The 22,022-nt window shown below is 66.3% G+C and carries 21 protein-coding genes; 6 read left to right on the top strand and 15 right to left on the bottom strand.

Features of this window, described 5'->3' with window-relative positions; translation table 11 throughout:
* Nucleotides 1-2: 2 nt before the first annotated feature.
* From GGC64_RS18420 to GGC64_RS18435, 4 genes are read right to left on the bottom strand one after another with little or no spacing between them, the layout of a single operon-like run.
* The gene (locus tag GGC64_RS18420) at nt 3-2,384 is read right to left on the bottom strand and encodes a cation-translocating P-type ATPase (RefSeq protein ID WP_192724011.1); all 2,382 of its coding nucleotides are present in this window, start codon (nt 2,382-2,384) and stop codon (nt 3-5) included.
* Entirely contained in the window at nt 2,381-3,955 is a 1,575-nt protein-coding gene (locus GGC64_RS18425; protein WP_192724012.1) for a serine hydrolase, read from the bottom strand. Before GGC64_RS18425 ends, GGC64_RS18420 begins: the two co-directional genes overlap by 4 nt.
* 18 nt (nt 3,956-3,973) lie before the next feature.
* Nucleotides 3,974-5,083 carry an MBL fold metallo-hydrolase gene (locus GGC64_RS18430; RefSeq protein WP_370582181.1) on the bottom strand — a complete coding sequence of 370 codons (1,110 nt, stop codon included), beginning with the start codon at nt 5,081-5,083 and terminating at the stop codon, nt 3,974-3,976.
* Between the two features lie 2 nt (nt 5,084-5,085).
* Nucleotides 5,086-5,820 (bottom strand): enoyl-CoA hydratase, encoded by a 735-nt coding sequence (locus tag GGC64_RS18435; protein WP_192724014.1) that lies wholly within the window; start codon nt 5,818-5,820, stop codon nt 5,086-5,088.
* Nucleotides 5,821-5,991: 171 nt separating this feature from the next.
* Here GGC64_RS18435 and GGC64_RS18440 point away from each other — a divergent pair, with 171 nt between their 5' ends.
* Genes GGC64_RS18440 through GGC64_RS18455 form a run of 4 tightly spaced genes read left to right on the top strand, consistent with a single transcriptional unit; the run spans nt 5,992 to nt 9,864 of the window.
* Complete coding sequence (locus GGC64_RS18440) at nt 5,992-6,963, top strand: esterase family protein (protein ID WP_192724015.1); 972 nt, start codon at nt 5,992-5,994, stop codon at nt 6,961-6,963.
* A gap of 28 nt (nt 6,964-6,991) precedes the next feature.
* On the top strand, nt 6,992-8,461 hold the full coding sequence (locus GGC64_RS18445; protein WP_192724016.1) for a carboxyl transferase domain-containing protein: 1,470 nt from the start codon (nt 6,992-6,994) through the stop codon (nt 8,459-8,461).
* Nucleotides 8,458-9,156, top strand: a complete 699-nt coding sequence (locus tag GGC64_RS18450; RefSeq protein WP_192724017.1) for an alpha/beta fold hydrolase — start codon at nt 8,458-8,460, stop codon at nt 9,154-9,156. The genes GGC64_RS18445 and GGC64_RS18450 overlap by 4 nt, the downstream gene beginning before the upstream one ends.
* Before the next feature lie 15 nt (nt 9,157-9,171).
* On the top strand, nt 9,172-9,864 hold the full coding sequence (locus GGC64_RS18455; RefSeq protein WP_370582182.1) for a hypothetical protein: 693 nt from the start codon (nt 9,172-9,174) through the stop codon (nt 9,862-9,864).
* Here GGC64_RS18455 and GGC64_RS18460 read toward each other — a convergent pair.
* Nucleotides 9,861-10,658, bottom strand: coding sequence for a DUF2182 domain-containing protein (locus GGC64_RS18460; RefSeq protein WP_370582183.1), 798 nt, complete (start codon nt 10,656-10,658; stop codon nt 9,861-9,863). The genes GGC64_RS18455 and GGC64_RS18460 overlap by 4 nt on opposite strands.
* Nucleotides 10,655-11,272, bottom strand: coding sequence for a DUF1326 domain-containing protein (locus GGC64_RS18465; protein ID WP_192724018.1), 618 nt, complete (start codon nt 11,270-11,272; stop codon nt 10,655-10,657). Before GGC64_RS18465 ends, GGC64_RS18460 begins: the two co-directional genes overlap by 4 nt.
* Nucleotides 11,273-11,439: 167 nt before the next feature.
* Here GGC64_RS18465 and GGC64_RS18470 point away from each other — a divergent pair, with 167 nt between their 5' ends.
* Nucleotides 11,440-12,315, top strand: coding sequence for an SMP-30/gluconolactonase/LRE family protein (locus tag GGC64_RS18470; protein WP_192724019.1), 876 nt, complete (start codon nt 11,440-11,442; stop codon nt 12,313-12,315).
* Between the two features lie 3 nt (nt 12,316-12,318).
* Here GGC64_RS18470 and GGC64_RS18475 read toward each other — a convergent pair whose 3' ends face one another.
* From GGC64_RS18475 to GGC64_RS18490, 4 genes are all read right to left on the bottom strand, one after another.
* Nucleotides 12,319-12,567, bottom strand: a complete 249-nt coding sequence (locus tag GGC64_RS18475; RefSeq protein ID WP_192724020.1) for a hypothetical protein — start codon at nt 12,565-12,567, stop codon at nt 12,319-12,321.
* Nucleotides 12,568-12,570: 3 nt separating this feature from the next.
* Complete coding sequence (locus GGC64_RS18480; protein WP_370582184.1) at nt 12,571-13,038, bottom strand: hypothetical protein; 468 nt, start codon at nt 13,036-13,038, stop codon at nt 12,571-12,573.
* Nucleotides 13,039-13,149: 111 nt separating this feature from the next.
* The gene (locus tag GGC64_RS18485) at nt 13,150-13,473 is read right to left on the bottom strand and encodes a hypothetical protein (protein ID WP_192724021.1); all 324 of its coding nucleotides are present in this window, start codon (nt 13,471-13,473) and stop codon (nt 13,150-13,152) included.
* Nucleotides 13,474-13,710: 237 nt separating this feature from the next.
* On the bottom strand, nt 13,711-14,256 hold the full coding sequence (locus tag GGC64_RS18490) for a TetR/AcrR family transcriptional regulator (protein WP_192724022.1): 546 nt from the start codon (nt 14,254-14,256) through the stop codon (nt 13,711-13,713).
* Nucleotides 14,257-14,349: 93 nt separating this feature from the next.
* Here GGC64_RS18490 and GGC64_RS18495 point away from each other — a divergent pair, with 93 nt between their 5' ends.
* Nucleotides 14,350-15,489, top strand: coding sequence for an NAD(P)/FAD-dependent oxidoreductase (locus GGC64_RS18495; protein ID WP_192724023.1), 1,140 nt, complete (start codon nt 14,350-14,352; stop codon nt 15,487-15,489).
* Between the two features lie 22 nt (nt 15,490-15,511).
* Here the strand turns inward: GGC64_RS18495 and GGC64_RS18500 are convergent, their stop codons facing one another.
* The 5 genes from GGC64_RS18500 to GGC64_RS18520 all read right to left on the bottom strand — a co-directional run bounded on the left by GGC64_RS18500 (nt 15,512) and on the right by GGC64_RS18520 (nt 21,938).
* Nucleotides 15,512-16,348 (bottom strand): hypothetical protein, encoded by an 837-nt coding sequence (locus GGC64_RS18500; protein WP_192724024.1) that lies wholly within the window; start codon nt 16,346-16,348, stop codon nt 15,512-15,514.
* Between the two features lie 57 nt (nt 16,349-16,405).
* Nucleotides 16,406-16,813, bottom strand: coding sequence for a hypothetical protein (locus GGC64_RS18505; protein ID WP_192724025.1), 408 nt, complete (start codon nt 16,811-16,813; stop codon nt 16,406-16,408).
* A 128-nt stretch (nt 16,814-16,941) separates the two neighbouring features.
* Nucleotides 16,942-18,876 (bottom strand): primary-amine oxidase, encoded by a 1,935-nt coding sequence (locus GGC64_RS18510; RefSeq protein WP_192724026.1) that lies wholly within the window; start codon nt 18,874-18,876, stop codon nt 16,942-16,944.
* Nucleotides 18,873-20,324, bottom strand: coding sequence for an APC family permease (locus GGC64_RS18515; RefSeq protein WP_192724027.1), 1,452 nt, complete (start codon nt 20,322-20,324; stop codon nt 18,873-18,875). The genes GGC64_RS18510 and GGC64_RS18515 overlap by 4 nt, the downstream gene beginning before the upstream one ends.
* A gap of 111 nt (nt 20,325-20,435) precedes the next feature.
* Nucleotides 20,436-21,938: an aldehyde dehydrogenase family protein gene (locus GGC64_RS18520; protein WP_192724028.1), complete on the bottom strand. Its 1,503-nt coding sequence runs from the start codon at nt 21,936-21,938 to the stop codon at nt 20,436-20,438.
* Nucleotides 21,939-22,022 lie beyond the last annotated feature (84 nt).

Here is a 22,022-nt window from a genome sequence, read left to right on the forward strand (position 1 = left end):
CCCTAACTAGCGCGCCACAAGCGGCGTCGTTCGCCCAACATCGCACCCTGTACCCACCACAGCACCTCGATAACCGCCCCGCCAACCAGGCCGATTGCCACCGCGATCGAGGTGATCGCCATGTTGGAGGGGTCGAGCATGAACGTCTTCTGCGCCGCCGGAATGGCGAAAATCACCACGTAGGCCAGCCCGGACGCCGCGACGAGCAGCACCCGCCACCACTCGTAGGGTCGCGCCACCACCGCCAGCACCCACACCGCGGTGATCAACAGCGTGATCAACGCCGCCGTCGACGCCTGCGTCTGCTCACTCGCCGTGGCGGCCCGGCCCTGGTATGCCGCCAGGTACGACACGAACGTCGCGATCCCGACCACGAGGCCCGACGGCAGCGCCGCCGTCATCACCCGGCGCACGAAGCCGGTATGCGCCCGTTCGGTGTTCGGCGCCAGCGACAGAATGAACGCGGGGATTCCGATGGTGAACCACGCCGCGATCGTCACGTGGATCGGCTGGAACGGGAACAGCAGCGGGTCGGACCCGAAGATCTTGGACGCCAGGCCCGCCAGCCCCACCAGGACCGCGAGCAGAACGGAGTACACGGTTTTGGTGAGGAACAGGTTGGAGACCCGCTCGATGTTACCGATGACTCTGCGGCCCTCACCGACGACGTATGGCAGCGTCGCGAACTTGTTGTCCAGCAACACAATCTGGGCAACCGCCCGCGACGCGGAGCTGCCCGAGCCCATCGCGACACCGATGTCGGCGTCCTTGAGCGCAAGCACGTCGTTGACACCGTCACCGGTCATCGCGACCGTATGCCCGCGCGACTGCAGTGCATGCACCATCGCGCGCTTCTGGTCCGGACGCACGCGGCCGAATGTCGTGTACTCCTCGAGGGTGTCAGCAAGCTCGTCGTTTTCGTGCGGCAACCGGCGGGCGTCCATCGTCTCCCCCTCGAGGCCGAGCGAGCCCGCGACGGCGCCAACCGAGACGGCGTTGTCGCCGGAGATGACCTTGACCGAAACCTGCTGGGACGCAAAATAATCAAGCGTTTCGCGAGCGTCAGGCCGGACGCGCTGCTCGAGTACCACCAGTGCCACAGGCGTGACGACACCGGGAGCGTCGGGGTGGTCGACCGGCAGGTCGCTGGAGCCGAGCAGCAGCACGCGCAGGCCAAGCGACCCGATCTGCTCCGCCTGGTCGGCGACGGTCGACCCCGGCTGGAGCAGCACGTCGGGTGCCCCGATCACCCAGTTGCCGTGTTCGCCGTACGACGCGCCGCTCCATTTGGTCGCCGACTTGAAAGGCGCAGTGGCCGTTGACGTCCAGCCCGGCGGCATTTTGTACGCCTCGGCGATGGCCTGCATGCTGGCGTTGGGGCGGGCATCGTCGGATGCCAGCTGCGCCAGTACGTCGCCGACCCCGGCCTCGGTCAACGGCTTGAGGTCCGAGACCCGCATGCCGTTTTCGGTCAACGTGCCCGTCTTGTCGGCGCAGACCACGTCGACGCGCGCCAAGCCCTCGATCGCGGGCAGTTCGTTCACGAGGCATTGCCTGCGGCCGAGCCGGATCACGCCGACGGCGAACGCGATCGACGTCATCAGCACCAGACCCTCCGGCACCATCGGCACCAGAGCGCCGACCATCGCAAGCACCGCCCGCCGCCAGCCGACGTCGGTGGTGAACAGCTGGGTGTAGATGGTGAGCAGGCCGGCCGGCCACAGCAGATAGGTGATGAACTGCAGGATCTTGTTGATCCCGCTGCGCAGTTCGGAATTGACCAGCGTGAACTTGCTGGCCTCTTCGGACAGCTTGGCGGCGTATGCCTCACGGCCGACCTTGGTGGCCCGGTACGCGCCGCTGCCCGCGACAACGAAGCTGCCCGACATCACGGTGTCGCCGGCATCTTTCGCGACCGAGTCCGCCTCACCGGTCAGCAGGGATTCGTCGACCTCGAGGTTGCTCTCCTCGAGCACTTCACCATCGACGACGATCTGATCGCCGGGGCCGATCTCGATGACATCGTCGAGCACCACCTCGCTTGGCAGCAGCGCTGCGGTGCCGGATCGCCTGCGCACCAACGGTTTCGCCTGCCCGACGATCGCGAGCTTGTCGAGCGTCTGCTTGGCCCGCAACTCCTGGATGATGCCGATGGCACTGTTGGCGATGATCAGCAGGCCGAACAGTCCGTTGATCAGCGAACCGGTGGACAGCACGATGACCAGCAGCACACCCAGAATCGCGTTGATACGCGTGAAGACATTGGCCCGCACAATGTCGGACACGCTGCGCGCCGCACGCGTTGGTACGTCATTGGCCTTGCCGTCGGCTACCCGTTCGGCGACCTCGGCATCGGTCAGGCCGGTCGCGATCAACGCGGTCACTTGGTGAACGTCCCGTTCTTGTCCGTGTCGTAATACTCCAGCGTGAGCTTGTTGCCGTCGAGCGTGGCCTTGGACACCGTTCCCGGCGGCGAGTTCTCGGCGACCCACGCATAGGTGAAGACGTTTCCCTCCCAATGATCCAGGGGGACATCGAGTTTCGTGCCGAGCGCAAGGTGCAGGCGGCCGTCATTCTCGGTGACTCGCGCGGCACCCCAGTAGTCGTTGGTGTAGGTGCCGACGTAGGACGCGAGCGGCGCAGCGGGCGCGGCGTTGGCCGGCGGCTTCTGCCCGACCAGCGAGCCCACCGGCTGCTCCATCTGCTTGAAGATGTCGCCGTAGAGCTTGTACCAGTCCTCGCGCACCTCGCCGAACTGCACCAGGTCGGCGAATTCGGCCGTCAGCGATTCGGGCACCCCTGATGGCGTCGCGTTGGTCAGCGCGACGATCGCGACATCCGCCGACGGAAGGACGACGAAATTGCTGCCCGCGCCCAGTTCGAACGCGCCGGAATGACTCAGCGACATCCGCGCCGCCGACGTCGTACCCACATTGAACCCGAAGCCGTAGAAGCCCGATCGCATCGCGGGCTCGCTCGCCGGACTCGCCACGATCTGCGGTGTGACTGCAGGCAACAACGCCTTCGGGTCGACGATCTGCTTGCCGTCCTGGCTGCCGTTGGAAAGCACCATGCTCAGCCACCGCGTCATGTCGTTGAGCGACGAACTAGCACCGCCCGCAGGCGATTCGGGGTCGGCGTTGCGAACGTAGAGCGGTTCATAGCGCCCGTCGACGTGAATATGACCGACGGCGCGGTCGGCCCTGGCTTCGTAGTCGGCGAACCGGAAGCTGGTCGACGTCATCCCCAGCGGGCGCAACAGCGCCTGGTCGGCGAGATCCTCCCAGGTTTGGCCTGCGCTCGCCGCGACGGCTTCGGCGCCGGCTGTCAGGCCAAAGTTGGTGTAGGCGTACGAGATTCGGAAAGCATCCAGCGGAAGCTGCCGCAGCCTCTCGAGCACATACCGCCGGTCGTAGCCGAGGTCTTCGAGCATGTCGCCTGCATGGTCGGGCAGCCCCGACCGGTGCGAGAACATGTCCCCGACCGTGACCATCGGCGTGACGGCGGGATTCGACAGCGCAAACCACGGCAGCTTGGACACGACCGGCGTGTCCCATCCGATCGCGTTGGCCCCGACCTGGTGGGCGACCACAGTCGCGCTCAGCGGCTTGGACAGCGAGGCCAACTGGAAGACCGTATCGGGGTCGATCTTGTCCCCGGTGCGCACGTCCTTGACCCCGAACCCCTTGGCGTACACGGTCTTCCCGCCATGCACCACCGCGACCGCCATCCCCGGGATGCCGGATTTCTTCATCAGGTCGCTGACGATGCCGTCGAGCTTGGCCACCGCGTTGTCGACGGCGTTGTCCGGCAGCGGCATCGCGGGCACCAACGGCGGCGGCGCGTCCGACAGCGTCTGCGCAGTCGGCGGGGGCGCCTGCTCAGCGGGTTTCGCGCAACCCGAGACCAGAGCCAGCATCAGCACGGCAACCGTCGCCCTGGCCAGTGCCTTCATGAGGTGAACGGTAGCCGGTTACAGCTGCCACCACGGGTCGACGGACGTCTCGGGATCGATTCGCTGCCCGGGTTTCGGCACCACCACATGTACACCGGCGGAATCGGCGGCCTTCAGCAACCGCTCGACCGGCTCAGCCCACGGGTGTGGGGCCAGCCGGAAGGTGGCCCAGTGGATGGGTACCAACAGCCCAGCGCCGGCGTCTGCGACATCGAGATGCGCGCGGACCGCTTCTTCCGGGTTCATGTGGATGTCGGGCCACGCGGGGTGATACGCGCCGATCGGCAGCAGGGTCAGGTCGAAAGGCCCGTGGTCCATTCCGATTTCGGAGAAGCTCTTCGTGTAGCCGGTATCGCCGCCGAAAAATGCGCGGTGCTGGGGCCCGGCGATCACCCACGACGCCCACAGCGTGGTGTCGCGATTGAAGAGCCGGCCTGAGAAATGCCTGGCAGGCGTGCAGACCAGCGTCAGATCGCCGATCGTGTGGCTCTCGTTCCAGTCGAGTTCGACGATGCGACTCTCCGGAATCCCCCACTTGCGCAGGTGCGCGCCGACACCGAGTGGCACGACGAACGGCGACCGCTGCGTACGGGCCAGTCCGAGAATCGTGTCCACATCGAGGTGGTCGTAGTGGTCATGGCTGATCACCACGGCATCGACTGCCGAGAGCGACTCCAGCGGCGCGGGCACCTCGTGCAGCCGTTCGGGGCCGACCGTCTGCGAGGGCGAGCAGCGGCGACTCCAGATCGGATCGGCGAGCACGCGGTAGCCGTCGACCTCGATCAGCGCCGAGGAGTGGCCGAACCAGCACACCGAAAGACCGGCGGCCGGGCCTGCTGGCAAGGGCTGAACGATCGGTATCGGAGCAGCGGGCCGGGATTTACCGCGCGAGCCGATCAAGTCCCAGATGATCCGCCGCTGTTCTTCGCGGTCGAGGCTGATACCCGAGGCCGGGTCGACGTTGACGAAGGCGCCGTCACGGAAGTTCGGCGATCGACGCGCGACGGCTTCGATCTCGGCGGGCGAGGCCCCCAGCGCGGCGGGCGTGCCGTGCAGCGCGCGTAACAGCCAGCTTCCGGCCAGCACGGACGCCGTGCCGAACCCGAACCGCAGGGCTGCCCGCACCACCATCAGGCTCCCTGGAACTTCGGCGGCCGCTTCTCGATCCTGGCCACCTGGGCCTCGATGACGTCCTGAGAAGCCCAGGCCCTGTCGAACAGGTCTTTGTGCTCGGGCCATGGCTCCTCGTAGGCGCCATCGTCGTTGAGGACCCGCTTGGCGTGCTGCAGCGCGAGCGGCGCGTAGCCGGCGATTTCAGCGGCCCATGCTTGCGCGTCGGCCAGCGTGCCGATGCGGTTGGCCATGCCGGTCTGCAGCGCGACGTCGGCAGTGAGCCGTTCGGCCGCTATCAGCATGGCCCTTGCCCGGCCTGCCCCGACCAGCGACGTCAGCCGGCGAATGCTCCAGTTGTCCAGCGCCAGACCATATTTCGCGACCGGGAACTGGAAGTAGGCATCGGGCGCGACGACGCGGAGGTCGCAGATCATGGAGAGGATCACGCCCGCCCCGATGGCGGGGCCGTTGATCGCGCCGATGACCGGAACCGGTGCCGCATCGATGGCCAGGTTCAGCGCCTTGGCCTTCTCGGGCAACTCCTCGGCCACGCCCGACGGGTCTGACAAATCCGCCCCCGCGCTGAAGACATGGCCTTGGCCGGTGAGGACGATCGCCCGGATGTCCTCGGCGGCGGCCTTCTCGACAGCTTCGCGCAGACCGTCGACGAGCGCGCTGTTCAGCGCGTTACGCCGCTCGGCACGCTGCATTTCCAGGGTCATCACGTGGCCGTCGCGGGTCACACCAATCATGGCGCCACCCTAGCGGCAACCGGGATCGGACCTTCGGGGTGACCAACGCCCGGCGACGAGCGTCAGCACGCGCACCCGCAAAGGATTTGCCTCCTGGTGCGTTTGCCCGGGTTCGCACCGGGTACTCAGCGTCGCTATTCACCAGGCAGGTGGGGGAAGGGGCAGCTCGAAATGACAAACACACAGTGGCGTCGGCGGCTGTGCTCGCTGCGAGTGTTGATCGTAGCCGCGGCCGCGGCGATGCTGACCGTCCCGGTCGGCTTCTTCGGGGGTTTGCCAAGTGCCACGGCATATTCGAGGCCAGGCTTGCCGGTCGAATACCTCATGGTGCCCTCGGCTTCGATGGGCCGCGATATCAAGGTCGAGTTCCAGGGTGGGGGTCGCCACGCCGTCTATCTGCTGGACGGCCTTCGTGCGCGAGATGACCAGAACGGCTGGGACATCGAGACCCAGGCATTCGACTGGTACTACCAATCCGGGCTGTCCATTGTGATGCCCGTCGGCGGCATGTCCAGCTTCTACACCGACTGGTACGCGCCCGCGGTGGGCAATGGGGACACCTGGACATACAAATGGGAGACCTTCCTGACGCAAGAACTGCCGCCATGGTTGGCGGCGAACCGAGGCATCAGCCCGAGCGGAAACGCCATCGTCGGCCTTTCCATGGGCGGCAATGCTGCGTTGACCCTCGCGGAGTGGCATCCGCAGAACTTCCGATATGCCGGCTCGCTGTCCGGCTTCTTGAACCTGTCCGATGGCGTCTGGCCGACCTTGGTCGGGTTTGCGATGCACGACTCCGGCGGCTTTGACCCCGGTCCGATGTGGGGGCCTGCCGGAGATCCGGCCTGGGCGCGCAACGATCCGACCGTCAACGTCGACAGGCTGGTCGCCAACAACACCCGCATCTGGGTGTACTGCGGCAACGGGACGCCGAGCGAACTGGGTGGTGCGGACTTCCCCGCCCAGTTCTTGGAGAACCTGACCCGCGCAAGCAACATCGCCTTTCAGGATCGCTACCTGGCGGCGGGCGGGCACAACGGCTCGTTCAGCTTCCCGGACAACGGAACCCACAGCTGGGGGTATTGGGGTGCACAGCTGCAAGCCATGAAGCCCGACCTGCAGCGTGTACTGGGCACGGGGTGATGCGCGTCTCGCGGGTTAGCCTCATGCGGTGAGCCGGATCGGTGCCCTGCAGCTGCGCGATGCCGTGCTGGACGAGGGTTCTTTCCGCAGCTGGGACAGTCCGCCGCTGGCGGTCGACGCCAACGAGGCCTACCGGCGCGAGCTGGCCGAGGCGTCGGCGAAGACCGGTCTGGACGAATCCGTCGTGACCGGCGAGGGCACGGTGTTCGGGCGTCGCGTCGCGCTGGTGGCGTGCGAGTTCGACTTCCTCGCAGGGTCGATCGGGGTCGCCGCCGCCGAGCGGATCACCGCCGCGGTGGCGTGGGCGACCGCCGAGGGGCTGCCGCTGCTGGCGTCGCCGAGTTCGGGCGGCACCCGCATGCAGGAGGGCACCGTCGCGTTCCTGCAGATGGTCAAGATCGCGGCGGCGGTCGAGCTGCACAAGCGCCAGCACCTGCCCTATCTGGTGTACCTGCGCCACCCGACGACCGGTGGAGTGTTCGCGTCGTGGGGGTCGCTGGGTCACGTCACGGCGGCCGAACCCGGCGCGCTCGTCGGGTTCCTCGGCCCGCGGGTCTACGAGCATCTGTACGGCGAGCCCTTCCCTGCGGGCGTCCAGACCGCGGAGAACCTGCACAGGCACGGCGTCATCGACGGCGTCGTCCCACTGGAGGCCCTGCGCTCGACGCTGGATCGCACGCTGAAGGTGGTCGCCGATCCGCCGGAGGCACCGCCGGCGAGGCCCGAGACCGGGCCGCTTCCTGACGTGCCTGCGTGGACGTCGGTCGAGGCATCCCGACGCCCGGATCGACCCGGCGTCGGATATCTGTTGCGGCACGGCACAACTGAACGGGTGCTGCTGTCCGGTACCGAACGCGGCGAAGCGGCCACCATGATGTTGGCGCTGGCCCGGTTCGGCGGTCAGCCCGCCGTGGTGCTCGGTCAACAACGCGTCGTCGGAGGATTGGTCGGCCCCGCAGCCCTGCAGGAGGCCCGCCGTGGCATGGCGTTGGCCGCGGGCCTGCAACTGCCGCTTGTGCTCGTGATCGACACGGCAGGGCCCGCCCTGTCGACCGAGGCCGAGCAGGGTGGGCTTGCCGGTGAAATCGCCCGCTGCTTAGCCGAACTCGTCACGCTGGACACGCCGACGGTGTCGGTGTTGCTGGGCCAGGGCAGCGGCGGACCCGCGCTGGCGATGGTGCCTGCCGATCGAGTGCTGGCCGCGCTGCACGGCTGGCTGGCGCCGCTGCCGCCGGAGGGGGCCAGCGCGATCGTGTTCCGCGACGTCGACCACGCCCCGGAACTGGCTGCCACGCAAGGTATTCGGTCGGCGGACCTGCTGCGCCACGGCATCGTCGACGCGATCGTGCCCGAACGTCCCGACGCCGCCGACGAGCCGATGGAGTTCACGCGCCGGCTATCGGCGACCATTGCCAACGAACTCGCGGCGCTGCGTGCCGCACCTGAGGACGAACGGATGGCCGCCAGGCTGGCGCGCTACCGCCGGATCGGGTTGTGACGACCCTGCTGTTCGTCCACAGCCCGGTGGCGGGACCGTCGACGTGGATTTACACCGCAGAAGTGTTGCAGCAGAACGATTTCGAATGTGTCGTGCCGGACCTGACCGCTACGGCGACGACGGGCCCACCGTACTACCCGAAGTATGCCAGCGCGGCGGCGGCCGCCGTCGACGCTGGCACTGACCCAGTCGTGTTGGTTGGACACAGCGCCGCAGGTGCGCTGCTACCTGCGATCGCCGAGGCCGTCGGCGACCGCACGGAAGGCGCGCTGTTCGTCGACGCGATGCTGCCGCAACCGGGCCGCAGCTGGTTCGACACCGCACCGCAGGGGCTGGAGGCGCAGTTGCGCGGCTTCGCCGTCGACGGCGTCCTTCCGCCGTACCACGAGTGGTTCCCGCCGGGGGCGTTGGCGGAATGGGTGCCCGACCCGGACCGACGACGGCGTCTCATCGCAGAGATACCGCGAATGCCGTTGGCCTATTTCGACGAACCCGCTCCGCCTGCGCGGTTCGCGGACTCAGTGGCGTGCGCGTTCGTCCGGCTTGGCGCACCGTTCGATGCCGCGGCAGACAAAGCCGAGCGGCTGGGCTGGTGGGTGGCGCGCCGCGATTGGGATCACTTGCGGATGCTCAGCGACCCGCAAGCGGTCGCCGACGTCATTGGCCAGGCGATTTCCGCCACCCAACCGCGCTGATGGCATGCTGGCGTTGTGGCGCCTCTCTTTGAAGTCGCGGGCCACTTCTGGTGGCTGGTCTTCCCGTTCATGGGTGCGATCGGCGGGGCCGTGCGGACGGTCGCGGTGGCCAATGAACGACGGGCGCAGCGTCGGCTCGAGCGATACCGCATCAAACAGGAGACGAAGGTCGCGCTCGCGGAGGCGTCGGGCAGGGCGCAGAAGAATCAGGCCGGCTATCGGCGCGAGATGAGCAAGGTTCTCGAGCGCCACAATCGCACCGACGCGCGCTGGCTGGAATACGAGATCGACATCGCCAAGCTGTTGGACTTCCCGTTGATGACCGACATGCGGGATCCGTTGACCATGGCCTTCCACAAGGCCAAGAGCCGCGCGGACTGGCTGCGACCCGACTCGGTGGACGACATCCTCGGTGATCGCAATGCGCAGCTCGAATACCGCGACGCCGTAGGCGAATACGTTGCCGCATTCGACGTCGCGGAGTCGGAGGCGATCAGGCGGCGCCGCAGTGATTTCTCGGCCGAAGCGCAGGAGCGGCTAGAGCGTGCGCAACATCTGTTGCGCCTCGCGTCGGACAACGGGGCCACGCCGCAGGAGCGACAGAGCGCATACGCCCGTGCGCAGCGGGAACTCGACGGGCTCCTCGTGCTGCCGGCGGCCACCCGCGCCAGCATCGAACGCAGGATCGCGGGCGAGATCGAAGCCTAGTTCGTACTCATGACGCCTGACGGCAGCCACGGCGAAAGGGCGAGCACCAGCACCGCGCCGCCGAGCAGGACAACGCCGGCCAACGGGACCACCCGCTGCCCGGCCCTCGCGGTCTTTTCGTAGACCATGAGCACCGTCAGCGCGGCCATCCAGATGAGGTTCGCAACGCCCGTCGCGAACATCACCAACATCAGTGCCCAACAGCAACCCAAGCAGAACAGCCCGTGGCCACCGCCGAGAGTAAATGCGGATCTGACGCCGCGCCGATAGCGTGGCAGCAGGTAGGCGCCAGGGTGCCGGCACTTGCTCAGGCAGCGATCCTTGAGCGGCGTGAACTGGAACAGCCCCGCCAATGCCAGCACTCCTGCAGCGATCAGCCACGAATGCTCCGAAAGCCACGGACTGGCGTCGACGGTGTGGTGCAGGACGATGTCGGCCACGAACGCAAACGCGCCAAATCCCGTCCATACCAACAGGTATCCCGCCAGGAATGCCGCGACCGTGGCGCGTGGATGAGGCGCGGCCGCCGACACCGCCGCGAAGAGCCGGAAGAAAGGCAGGCTCGACGGCAGCATCATGGCCGCGATCATCACCTGCCACGCCAGCAGGAAGAACCCAAGAGCGATGACCAGCGACTGATCGCCCTCGATCAACGCTCCGTGATGGAGGTGCCCGGCTCGCCCGGTGACCTGCGCCAGGATGACAAGCGCCCACGCACAAGCGATCACGACTATGACGACGGCAGGCACGCGGCGCCGCGGGGTGGTGAGGGCGCCCTGCGGCGCGCTCGTCACGGGGTGTAGGAGATGTGGTAGTCGGCCTGAATGGCATTGCGGCCGGTGAACGACCACACCATGTCGTATTGCGGAAGGTTCACGTCGTGCGAGTCGGCCACGGCGACATACGCGGGCGTGCCCGGCACCGTCGAGAACAGCGAGTCCCGCAACGTCGTGACGGTGCCGTCGGGCCCTTTGAAGGGACGCATCGTCGCCTGGACGACATCACCGATCTCGAGCATTCCGGTGCCATCACTGACTTCGTGCTTGATCGGCGCATCGTGGACAGCCACCGTCTCGCCGATCAACGCCGCCAGATCGGCGAGTGGTCCGCCCAGTTTTCCGTCGTAGGCATCGAGGATTGCTTGACGTTGGTCGCCGGTAGCGCCGTCGTCGATGAACACCACCTGCCGCCAACTGCCCGGTGTGAGCACGTTGCCAGGGATCTGCACGACGCGGACGAAGGTTCGGCCGCTGACGTCGACATCGCCGATGGTGCCGCGGTCGAAGTGGTAGGCGTTGAACGCATCACACGTTCCCTGGTCGGGATCCTCGCCAATCCAACAGGGGCACAGCACGCCACAAGAGCATGCCTCCAGCAGGGTTCCGTGAAGTTCGTATCCGTTTGCCATGAACCTGGCACCTCGAATTTCTGCTGCCGAAAATAGCAGCACATGAGTGTATAACGCGTAGTCACGCTTTCACAGGATCGATTGCTGGAGTCCTTGCGTTGGTCAACAACCGCATACCGTTACACGACACGCTGTCGATTCGATGATCGCCGACTCGTCATAGCCGTATGAACACACCACGCGTACTGCTGGACGGACTCGCCTACGTGGAATCACCGCGATGGCACGACGATCGACTCTGGTTCGCGCACTGGGGAACCGGTGAAGTCGTCGCGGTCGACATGGACGGGCGCAGCGAAGTCGTCGCGCAAGGACCGCCCGGATTGGGTTGGTCGATCGATTGGCTGCCTGACGGCCGGCTCCTCGTCACCGGCCCCGAGCTGATGCGGCAGGAACCCGACGGGTCGATGGTGGCGCATGCCGATCTCAAAGCAGTCGCCGACCAGAACTGGAACGAGATCGTGGTCGACGGCCGCGGCAACATCTACCTCAACGGCTTCGCATTCGATTTCCTCGGCGGCGCGCCGCCCGAACCCGGGATCATCGCGCTGGTCACGCCCGACGGCACCGCGCGTTGCGTCGCCACCGATATCGACTTTCCCAATGGGATGGTGATCACGCCCGACAATTCGACGCTCATCATTTCCGAGTCGTTCGCCGGTCGGCTGACCGCCTTCGACATCGAAGCCGATGGCGGCCTGTCGAACCGCCGGGTGTGGGCGGACAACGTGGGCCCCGACGGGATCTGTCTGGACGCCGACGGCGCGGTGTGGACGCAGGCCGCGGACACGCGCACGCACACCGGCCGCGCCGACGCCCCCGAGGGTGCCTGCATACGCGTCGAAGAAGGCGGCAGGGTGCTGCAGCGGATCGAACACGACCGCGCGATATTCGCGGCGATGCTCGGCGGACCAACTGGCAGAACACTTTTCATGATGGCGGCCGAATGGCGTGGCACCGACGGCGTGGAGAGCGCACTTGCCGCGCGAACCGGGCAGGTCCTCGTCGTCGACGCACCAGCGCCCGGTGTGGGCTGGCCGTGAGAGCTATCCGCCCATCTCGCTGACCGCCGAATCGAGCAAGGCTGCTTGTTCGGCCACATCGTGCTCGGATGGCGTGTCGCCCAACCGTTTCGCCAGGTCGTCGCGGGAGATGACTTCGAGCGCACCACGGTACTGATCCGAGGCGAGCTGGCCGGAGCCGATCACCTCGGTTCGCCCCTCCACCAACACCAGCACGGTGTCCGGCTCGTCGGACTGCAGCAGGCGGCGCACATCGTCGCTCGAGATCGTCATGGCTCACCTATACCCAACCAACGCCACGAGCATCGCGCCACACGTGATCACATCGAGCGGCAGTCGTAACAGGCTGCGGCGGGTCCACCGGACCGCGGCCGCCTCATCGATCGTGGCGGGGTCGGCTTTCTCGAAAGCAACTGCCTTCGGCACGAAGTCGGCCAACGACCACACTCGCATCGCGGCGTGGCTCACCAGCGCCACCAACAAGGCGGTCCGGACGTCGGCGTGACCCCAGGCCACCACCAGCGTGACGATCAACAGCACCTCGAAGACTGTGTGCACCGGCACCCAGAACCGCGCCCGCGAGACGCCGCCGTTGCGCGGTTGGATGATGCCGGGTCGCTTGGGCCAGACGGGGTCGACGACCAGGAATTCGTAGAGCCCTCCGCCGAGCGTGGCGCAGGCGACGAGCGTGGTGGTGGCGATCAGGACGAGAGCGATTGTCGAGCCGGCGTCACCACTTGGCACGGTGCCTAGGAGACCACAGCCATGACGGTGCCTGCCACCGAGGTCTCGGGCAGCGCCCAGAACCAAAGCGACCCCTGCCACCTAGGCAGGGGTCGCTCGGCCGCACTGAGGTCAGGGCGTCGGGTCAGATTGCGTGCTCTGACGGTTTCCGGCGAGTGCCGAGTTGTTCAACCCCGTCTGGAAGCCGTTGGCCCCGCCGCGCCAGTCATGCTGCACGTCGCCGAAGTTCCCGAAGGCGCCAAACGCACCCGAGCCCGCGCCCGATCCGCCCTGGGCGCCCGCATCAAGGGCTGCTTGGCATCCTCGTGCTGACTTGACGCAGTAACCGCCGGTCGTGTTGGCGTCGGCTGAACTCGTCGCCGCCAATGCGATTCCAGGCACGGCCAGGGCGCCCGACAGCGCGATGCCGGCGATGGCCTTCTTTGCAAATGACATAGGTCTCTCCCCTTTTGTTGGATTTAACTTCCTTTGCTGGCAAGCCGCTGTGATCGCGTCCGTTCCCAGCCCCAACGACCCCCCGCAGCCGTCGATACCCACCCTGCCGCCCATGTAAACAGGAGGAATCGGGTGTTTCCCTATGTTCCATTTGAGGCCGGCGCCATGAACCGCCCCGCGTTTCGTTTAGTGGACAGAATTTGCTCGCTATCACCAATCGAAACAACTCGCGATTAGTTATTGCGGCCCGTCGAGGTATCGCTGGATCGTCGGTCCGAGCCACCCGACCACTTCGCCGTGCGTCATCTCCACCACTGGAGGCAGCTGCAGAACGTAGCGGCACATGGCCAGCCCGATCATCTGCGTTGCCACCAACCCCGCCCGGCGTTCCGGCGCGTCCGGTTTCACCTTTGCGATCACTGGCATCAGCTGAGCCGCGAAGATCTCTCGCATGCGTTGCGCCGCTTCGGGATTGGTGGTCGCGGACCTCAGCAGCACCACCAGCGCTTCGTCGCGCTCCCATCGATCCATGAAGTACGTCACCAGCTTGGCGCCCAATTGATGCACGTCCACCTCGGAGAAATCGGGCAACTCGAGGTCGAAGTCGGCGGCCGCGGCGAACAGCTGGTCCTTGTTGCCGAAGTAGCGCATCACCATCGACGGATCGATGTTCGCGTCCGCCGCGATGGCCCGGATGGTGGCGCGTTCATAGCCCGACTCGGCGAACCGCTGCTTGGCCGCGGCCAAGATCACCGCCTTCGTTTCCGTAGAGGATCTGCGCATGCCAACAAGTGTAGGCCAACGCCTGTTGACATACGTCCGCGGCTGGCGCATAGTTATGCCAACAAGCGTTGGCATTGAACTGAAGGAGACGAAATGTACGACACGGATGTCCTGGTTGTCGGGGCGGGTCCGAGCGGATTGACACTGGCTGCGTCGCTGGTCAACAAGGGTGTGGCGACCACGGTGGTGGACGCACAACCTGCGGGCGCCAACACGTCGCGCGCCGCCGTGGTCAATTCGCGCACTCTCGAGGTCCTTGCGGGTCTCGACGTGTCGCGGCGACTGGTCAAGGAGGGTGTGCAGGCGCCGCGCTTCACGATTCGCGACGGCAGCCGCACCCTGATCCCTGTCGACTTCTCAGCGCTGCCGACCGATTATGCGTACTCACTGATGGTCCCGCAGGCGACCACCGAGCGGTTACTGCTCGATCGGTTGACCGAACTGGGCGGCACGGTCATCCGGCCGAAGCGGCTGGCGTCAGTACGGCAGGACGCCGACGGCGTGACGGCCACGTTCGACGACGGTGACGTGCTCAGGGCGCGCTATGTGGTGGGAGCCGACGGAATCCACAGCACCGTGCGCGAGCAGGCGGGCATCGGCTTCGAGGGCGACGTCTATCAGGAGTCGTTCACGCTGGCCGACGTCCGACTGCGGGGCGACGTACCGGCGGATGAGGTCATCCTGTTCTGGGCGAAGGCGGGTCTGACCGTGGTAGCCCCGCTCCCCGGCGACATCTACCGCATCGTGGCGCCAGTTCCCGATGCGCCCGAGGAGCCGTCGGCGGAGTTCGTCCAGCAGCTGCTCGACGAGCGCGGCCTCGGTGTCGGGCGGATGGTCGTCACCGAGGTCATCTGGGGCTCGCGCTTCCGGATCCACCACCGCGTCGCCGACACGTACCGCGCCGGGCGGCTGCTGCTCGCAGGCGATGCCGCCCATGTACACAGCCCCGCAGGAGGGCAGGGCATGAACCTCGGCATCCAGGACGGTGTCGCGCTGGCCGACGCCCTGGCCGCGGTGCTCGGCGGCGCTCCCGACAGCGTGCTCGACGAGTACACCGCGGCGCGGCGCCCCATTGCACAGCAGATCGTCGAAATGACCGACAGGCTAACGCGTTTGGCAACCCTGCCACGGGCACTGCGCCCTATTCGCAACGTGGCGATCAGTGCGGTGGGCCGGATCCCGGCGGTGCAACGTGCGCTGGCGATGCGGCTCAGCGGGCTGGTGTACCGATGACCAACGACGCGTTGCTGTTGTCCTACGAGGAAAGCCAAACCCGTTGGTTGACATCGTAAGTCACACTGCGATCAACGCGTTCTGGAAGCCGCTGACCGAGCCGCCACGGTTCAGGCATTGCAGCCAAGTCAACAGTTATCGAAGCCTGCGACACGGCGCCAAGCCATCCGCCCCAGGATGAGCTTTGCTCGATGAGTGTTTCCACTACCTCTGCGCCCGGATCTGATACGTCGACCGGCGACACATCTGCCAACGCCGAACCGACCAGCAGGGCCAACAGGCGACTGAAAACTGCCGGGGGCACTGCCGGTTCCATGGACTCGACAGTGACGTAGCAGTCGTCATGTCCGAAAAAACACACCCGCGAGCCGACAATCTCGGGTAGGACCGCGTCGCCGCGGTTCATCGTGCCAATGGCGAGAGCAATCTCATCGATGTGTTGGGGCGTCGGCGCGCCGGACACGTCAACCCACACCAAGTCGTAAGGCGTCCAACCATCGAGAAACTGAGGCAGATCGTCCCTTCGAATCACCAACGCTTCCTCACTCACGTCAGTGGACGTCAGCCCGTCGAGGCGGTGGACATGGTGGCTGATGCCCTGCGCTGCCGCGATCTGCGACGGCGAGAACAGCTGCTGCCCGTCATCCAGAAAGTAGGTGCCCCCCAGGCTCACCACCACGATCGTGTCGTTGGCCGCGCGCTGGAGCACATCGGCCAGTTCGGCAGCCTGCGCCGCGGTTGCGTCAACCACCCATGCCGCGCCGACCGTACGAACGGCGAAACTCAGCGGAAACGGTATCCGGTCGAACCCGATCTTGTTCACCGCGAACGCGCTATGCGGCCCAACCTCGACCATCATCGCCTCCTCCGTGGACAGTTTTCCTCGGCGGACCGGATCTCAACAACCGATTTGGCGTCAGCGGGTTCGTGTATCGATGACCAGTTGCGCGTGGCGGCGCGTGCGGTAGTACAGCACCGCCATCGCGACGGCCACCTCCACCGCGGCGATCCCGGTTGCCAGACCCATCAGCGTCGACTGCTGGCCCATGGACCCCATCTGCATGTGGTGATGATGGGCCGGCATCGGCAGATGCACCGCGATCATCGCGATGTTCATCAAGCCGACCACACACCATGCGCGCAGCGACCCCTGCGTCCACAGATCGCGCGCGCAGTACACGCAGGCCACGATCATCGCGGCCAGCAGACCACCTGCCAGGGCATTCGACGCGTGCCCCAGCATGGCGGCATGCAAGCCCGCTGAACTCAGTGCGAGCACCGCGCACGCCCGTCGCCCGAGGGTGGCGGACGTGGCGGTGAACATCTCACTCCTCATACAGGTGTAGACACATCGTTCGCGCGAAACTCATCCCTTTCGGCGCCGAAACTGTATTCCAGCAGGCCTCCACTCGGACTTTTCCTGCTGGAATACCGTTTCGGCGGATCTAGTAGTCAATCGTCGCAGCAGTGGGCCTGCGGCGCAGCGGGAACGTTCAGCGCCGGGTTGCGGTCGAAGAACCCCTGCGGCTTGAGCTTGAACCCCGCGTAGTCCACCGGCATCACGGGCCAGTCCTCCGGGCGCGGGAAATGCGTCAGCCCAAAGGTGTGCCATACGACGATGTCCTCGCCGTCGATGTTGCGGTCCCCGGCAGTGAATGCGGGCAGGCCCGCACCACCCGGATGCTGGTTGACGAACTGTCCGGCCGAATACCGTTCCGCTGGATCGTATTTCGTGACCCAGAGGTGCTTGGTGGCAAACGCTGCGCGCTGCGCGATCGAACTGGACGGGTCGGCGAGCAGCACAGGTTGGCCCTCGGGGTACAGCGCGTAGCCGACGTCCTGGCCCAGCCGGTTCTGTTTGGTCGGGTTCGTGACGTGCCAAACCCGCGCCTTGAGGTTGTCGGCTACCCGCTGCGCCTCCGACTCGCGAGTGAGTTTGGTCTTCTGCGCGCGGAACGCATTGCCCCACGGGTTGTCCGGGCCCATCGGCACGGGGACCGCGTCGACCTCCTCGACGACGTTGACGTTTCCATCGACCGCCATATCCAGCCGTGCCGAGAACAGATGCTGATGGAACGGTGCGCCAAGCCCGGGCGCCATCTCGGTGGCAAAGCCGTCGGGCCCCCGGTACGCCGACGTGAACACGATGCCGGTCGCTTTGGCCTCGAGTTGAATCGTGCCGTCGAGGTACAGGTACCAGTAGAACCCGTAGTCGTAGTTGCCGATGGTCAAGAAGAAGGAGATGACCAGTCGCCTGGAGCGACGGGTCTCGGCCATGCCGTTGAACATGTCGGTGTGCTTCCACAGCACGCCGAAGTCCTCCTCGTGCAGACAGATCGCATTCTTCAGCACCTTCGGCTCGCCGTGCTCGTCGGCGATTGTCACGTCGAAATGCTTGATCTCCCCGAGGCAGTCGCAGCCCAACTCGAGCGAGTTCGTGTAACGGCCGAACAGGTACTCGCCCTGGTCGAAGTAGTTCTGCCAGTAGCGCACCGGCGACGGATCGGCGTAGGGCACCACCATCTCGGCGATCGAGGCGCGGAAGACCACCGGCCGTCCTCCGATCGCGATCTGATGCAGCGTCAGGCCTTCGCGGATATCGAAGCCAAACCTGAAAGTCCAGTCCGCCCAAGTGATCTGGTTGCCATCGACGGAGAAGCTCGGGCCCTCGGGCTGGACGATATCGATCGGCTTCAGATCGGTGCGAGCGGGTACTGCGTGCGGTTCGGCGTCCCACTCCCCTCGTTCGGCGGGCACCGCGAGGTCGAACTCGTCGATGACCTTGGTCACTCGCCGCGCGGTGAGGTCGACGTAGGCGACCACCCCGTCGATGGGGTGCGCCCACGGCAGGTCGGCCTCGTCGTACTGGTAGAACGCGAGCACGCGCACCACGCGGCGGCCCACCTCGTCCTCGTGTCCGAATACGCCTGCCGACAACGGGACCGCGCGCACATCGGTCGGGTTGAGGTTGCGCTTGCGCATCGCGGCCAGCCATTCGGCGCTCTCGAGCAGGAACGCCTCGATGTCCTCGAATTCCTGGTCGAGGATCGGAACGTGGCCGTCGGCCCCGGCATCGATCGACTGCTGCGTGACGACGCGGTCGCCGGTGATGGACACGACGAGGTCGGCGCCGAGGCCGGTTGCCCTGTCCAGCAACAAGACTCGGGCACGACGCTCGATCGGGTCGCCGGGCGAGAAGGCCAGCACGGTTTCCTTGTGCGGCTCCTCGAGTGCGGTGTAGACGAATCGGACGCTCTCGCCGAGTAGGCCGTGGGCGTCGACGATGCGGCGCACCGCACGGATCTCGTCGGCGGTCAACGGCGTCAGCGGGTGATCCGGTGCCGCAGATGCGGTTTGGTCGACGGTCTCGACGGTGGCTGTGCTCATCGGGTGTACTCCTTTTCGATCGAAGGACGGCCGGCGTGCGGTCGCAGCGCCGCCAGTACGGCGCCACCTGCGAACGTGCCGACCAGCAGCACGCCGATCACGGCGGCCGTGGTGCTCGAGCCGCCGACGAGCAGCGGCAGGTTGACGGCGGTCATCACGAGTAGGACGGCGAGCCCGACCAATCCGAGGCCAGGCGCGACGAGGGTGTGCCAGGTTCTGGTGTCGACCTTGCTGCGACGGAAGTACACGACGACCGCGACGGACGTCAGCGTCATCAGCGCGATGATGCCCACCGACGAGATCCCGACGAACCAGGCGAACACCTGAGTGACGGGATCGAGGCCGGCCAGCGCCGACGCGACGACGAGGACGAGCGCCGAAACGGTCTGCACTGCCGACGCCACGTGGGGCGAGGCATGCCTGGTGTGGCTGCGGCCGCACTTCGACGGCAGGGCCGCGGTGTTGCCGAGCGAAAAGACATAGCGCGCAAGCACATTGTGGAATGACAGCAGCGCGGCGAAGAGGCTGGTGATCAAGAAGATCTGGACGAGGTCGCCCGCGATGGAGCCGACATAACGGGTCGCGGTCTCGGTCAACATGCCCTCGGGATTGTCGGTTGCGAGCTTGACTGCGCCGTCATCTCCCCACGCGCTGACCAGCGCCCAGCTCGACAGCGCATAGAAGCCGCCGATGAGCAGCAGTGCCAGATACGTCGCGCGTGGAATGGTGCGCGCCGGGTCGCGCGCCTCGTCGCGGAACACGGCCGTCGCTTCGAAACCGATGTAACCGGCCAGCGCGAAGATCAGTGCGATGCCCGGCGCGCCGGTGAAGAACTTGCCGGGATCGAAAGCTGCCGTGGATATTCCGTGGTCGCCGCCGTGGCCGATCACGGCCAGGTTGATCACCATCACGATGCCGACCTCACAGATCAGCAGAACACCGAGCACCTTGCCCGACAATTCGATATGCCGATACCCGAGTGTCGCGACCACGGCCATCATCGCCAGGCCGTAGACGTACCACGGCACCGACGGGCCACCGTGGGACGTGACGAGCTCATTGATCGCCGCGCCCACATAGCCGTAGACCCCGCCCTGCACCGCGGTATACGACAGCAGCGCGAGGAACGCGGCACCGAGCCCCAGGTGCCTGCCTAATCCGTGACCGACGTAGGTGTAGAACGCGCCCGCGCCGGGCACGTGTCGGGCCATCGCGGTGAAGCCGACCGCGAACAGGATCAGGACCGCGGTGCACACCAGATAAGACGCCGGGTAGGCGGCGCCGTTCCCGGCGGCGATCCCGATCGGGAAGGTTCCGGCGACGACGGTCAGCGGCGCGGCTGCCGCCACGACCATGAAGACGATCGCGGCCGGGCCGAGCCGGCCTGCGAGGCGGTGGGGTTCGCGATCACGGACCTGCGGTCCGGATGCGAGGGCATCTGTTGTCATGGCAATCAGGCTTTCGTCTCGGATCGGGTTGTGGGTTGCGGCGTCATGAAGCTTGAAATGAATGAAATGAGAATGGTTTCGGGGTGAATTCTCATTTGACGGCGTTTGGGGTTAGAGGGCCATATTGACGGCCTTCGTCTGCGTGTATTCGGCGATCGCTCCCTCACCGAGTTCACGGCCCCAGCCCGATTGTTTGTAGCCGCCGAATGGCAGGGCGGTATCGAATGCGTTATGGCAATTGATCCACACCGTGCCCGCCTTGATCTGGGCGGCGACCTCGTGGGCGGTCGACACGTCGCGGGTCCATACGCTGGCGGCCAGCCCGTACGGGGTGTCGTTGGCGGCCGCACGCACACCCTGCTCGCGGTTGAACGGGATCGCGACGGCAACCGGCCCGAAGATCTCCTCGCGGTACACGCTGAAGTCGGGTCGCACGTCGACGAGCAGGCTGGGCTGGACGTAGAACCCGGTGTCGCCGTGCCGGGCGCCGCCGGCCAGCGCACGGGCGCCGTCGGCGACGCCGGCGTCGAGATATCCGGTGACCTTCGTCAGCTGTTCGCGCGAGACCAACGGCCCGATGTCGTTGGTCGGGTCCAGCCCCGGGCCGATTCTCTGCGCACGCGCGAGTTCGGCCACGCCCTGCGTGAACTCGTCGAAGATACGGTCCTCGACGAGGAGCCGGGTGCCCGCCGTGCAGGTCTGGCCGTGGTTGAACAGGAAGCCGCTGGCCGCACCCGGAATCGCTGCATCCAGGTCGGCGTCGGCGAACACCACCTGCGGGCTCTTGCCGCCGAGTTCCAGCGAGACCTTCTTCAGGTTGCCTGACGCGGCGTTGACGATCTTGCGGCCGACCTCGGTCGACCCGGTGAACGCGACCTTATCGACGTCCGGATGCGCCGACAGCGCCGCACCGACGTCACCGAACCCGGTGAGCACGTTGACAACTCCGTCCGGCACGCCGGCCTCGGCGATGACCTCGGCGAGCAGCAGCGCGGTCAGTGGCGTCTGTTCGGCGGGCTTGAGGATCACGGTGTTACCGCACGCGAGCGCGGGTGCGACTTTGAACGCCGCCATCACCAGCGGAAAGTTCCACGGGATGATCTGCGCACACACGCCGACGGGCTCGCGCAGCGTGAAGGCGTGGAACCGGCCGCCCGGCGCCCACGGCACCGACACTCCGATGGTGCGGCCTTCGATCTTGGTGGCCCAGCCGGCGTAGTAGTAGAAGATCTCCGCGGCCCATGTCACGTCGACGGCCCTGGCGACAGCGACCGACTTTCCGTTGTCGAGTGTTTCCAGTTGCGCGAATTGGTCGGCGCGGGACGTGATGCCGTCGGCGATCCGCCAGATCATCTGCTGCCGCTGGGCCGGGGTGAGCGCTGGCCAGGGCCCGTCGTCGAATGCGCGCCGCGCCGCCCGCACAGCCTTCTCGACGTCCTCAGGCCCGCCGTGCGGCACGGTCGTGATGACCGCTTCGGTGGCGGGGTCGACGGTCTCGAAGCGGCGGCCGGAAAGCGCGTCGACCCACTGGCCGTCGACGAACATCTGCTTGGGCGCAGACACGAATTCGACGACGCGCGGATCAAGCATGGTGGCTTCGGCGGCAATAGTCATGCGGGCAAAAGTAACGCCGTGTTGTGAGTGAAGTCACTACTTATTTCGAATGGGAATTCGGCGAATTCACATTCTCATTCCAAA

This window comes from Mycobacterium sp. OAS707, from assembly GCF_014873705.1.
Taxonomy (GTDB): Bacteria; Actinomycetota; Actinomycetes; order Mycobacteriales; family Mycobacteriaceae; genus Mycobacterium.

Bases quoted from the DNA above. Each gene is read 5' to 3' on its own strand.
- GGC64_RS18470 (WP_192724019.1), top strand. From the start codon at position 11,440: ATGAACACACCACGCGTACTGCTGGACGGACTCGCCTACGTGGAATCA.
- GGC64_RS18495 (WP_192724023.1), top strand. From the start codon at position 14,350: ATGTACGACACGGATGTCCTGGTTGTCGGGGCGGGTCCGAGCGGATTG.
- GGC64_RS18485 (WP_192724021.1), bottom strand. From the start codon at position 13,473: ATGTCATTTGCAAAGAAGGCCATCGCCGGCATCGCGCTGTCGGGCGCC.
- GGC64_RS18490 (WP_192724022.1), bottom strand. From the start codon at position 14,256: ATGCGCAGATCCTCTACGGAAACGAAGGCGGTGATCTTGGCCGCGGCC.
- GGC64_RS18465 (WP_192724018.1), bottom strand. From the start codon at position 11,272: ATGGCAAACGGATACGAACTTCACGGAACCCTGCTGGAGGCATGCTCT.
- GGC64_RS18515 (WP_192724027.1), bottom strand. From the start codon at position 20,324: ATGACAACAGATGCCCTCGCATCCGGACCGCAGGTCCGTGATCGCGAA.
- GGC64_RS18435 (WP_192724014.1), bottom strand. From the start codon at position 5,820: ATGATTGGTGTGACCCGCGACGGCCACGTGATGACCCTGGAAATGCAG.
- GGC64_RS18505 (WP_192724025.1), bottom strand. From the start codon at position 16,813: ATGTTCACCGCCACGTCCGCCACCCTCGGGCGACGGGCGTGCGCGGTG.
- GGC64_RS18510 (WP_192724026.1), bottom strand. From the start codon at position 18,876: ATGAGCACAGCCACCGTCGAGACCGTCGACCAAACCGCATCTGCGGCA.
- GGC64_RS18440 (WP_192724015.1), top strand. From the start codon at position 5,992: ATGACAAACACACAGTGGCGTCGGCGGCTGTGCTCGCTGCGAGTGTTG.
- GGC64_RS18425 (WP_192724012.1), bottom strand. From the start codon at position 3,955: ATGAAGGCACTGGCCAGGGCGACGGTTGCCGTGCTGATGCTGGCTCTG.
- GGC64_RS18500 (WP_192724024.1), bottom strand. From the start codon at position 16,348: ATGATGGTCGAGGTTGGGCCGCATAGCGCGTTCGCGGTGAACAAGATC.
- GGC64_RS18520 (WP_192724028.1), bottom strand. From the start codon at position 21,938: ATGACTATTGCCGCCGAAGCCACCATGCTTGATCCGCGCGTCGTCGAA.
- GGC64_RS18475 (WP_192724020.1), bottom strand. From the start codon at position 12,567: ATGACGATCTCGAGCGACGATGTGCGCCGCCTGCTGCAGTCCGACGAG.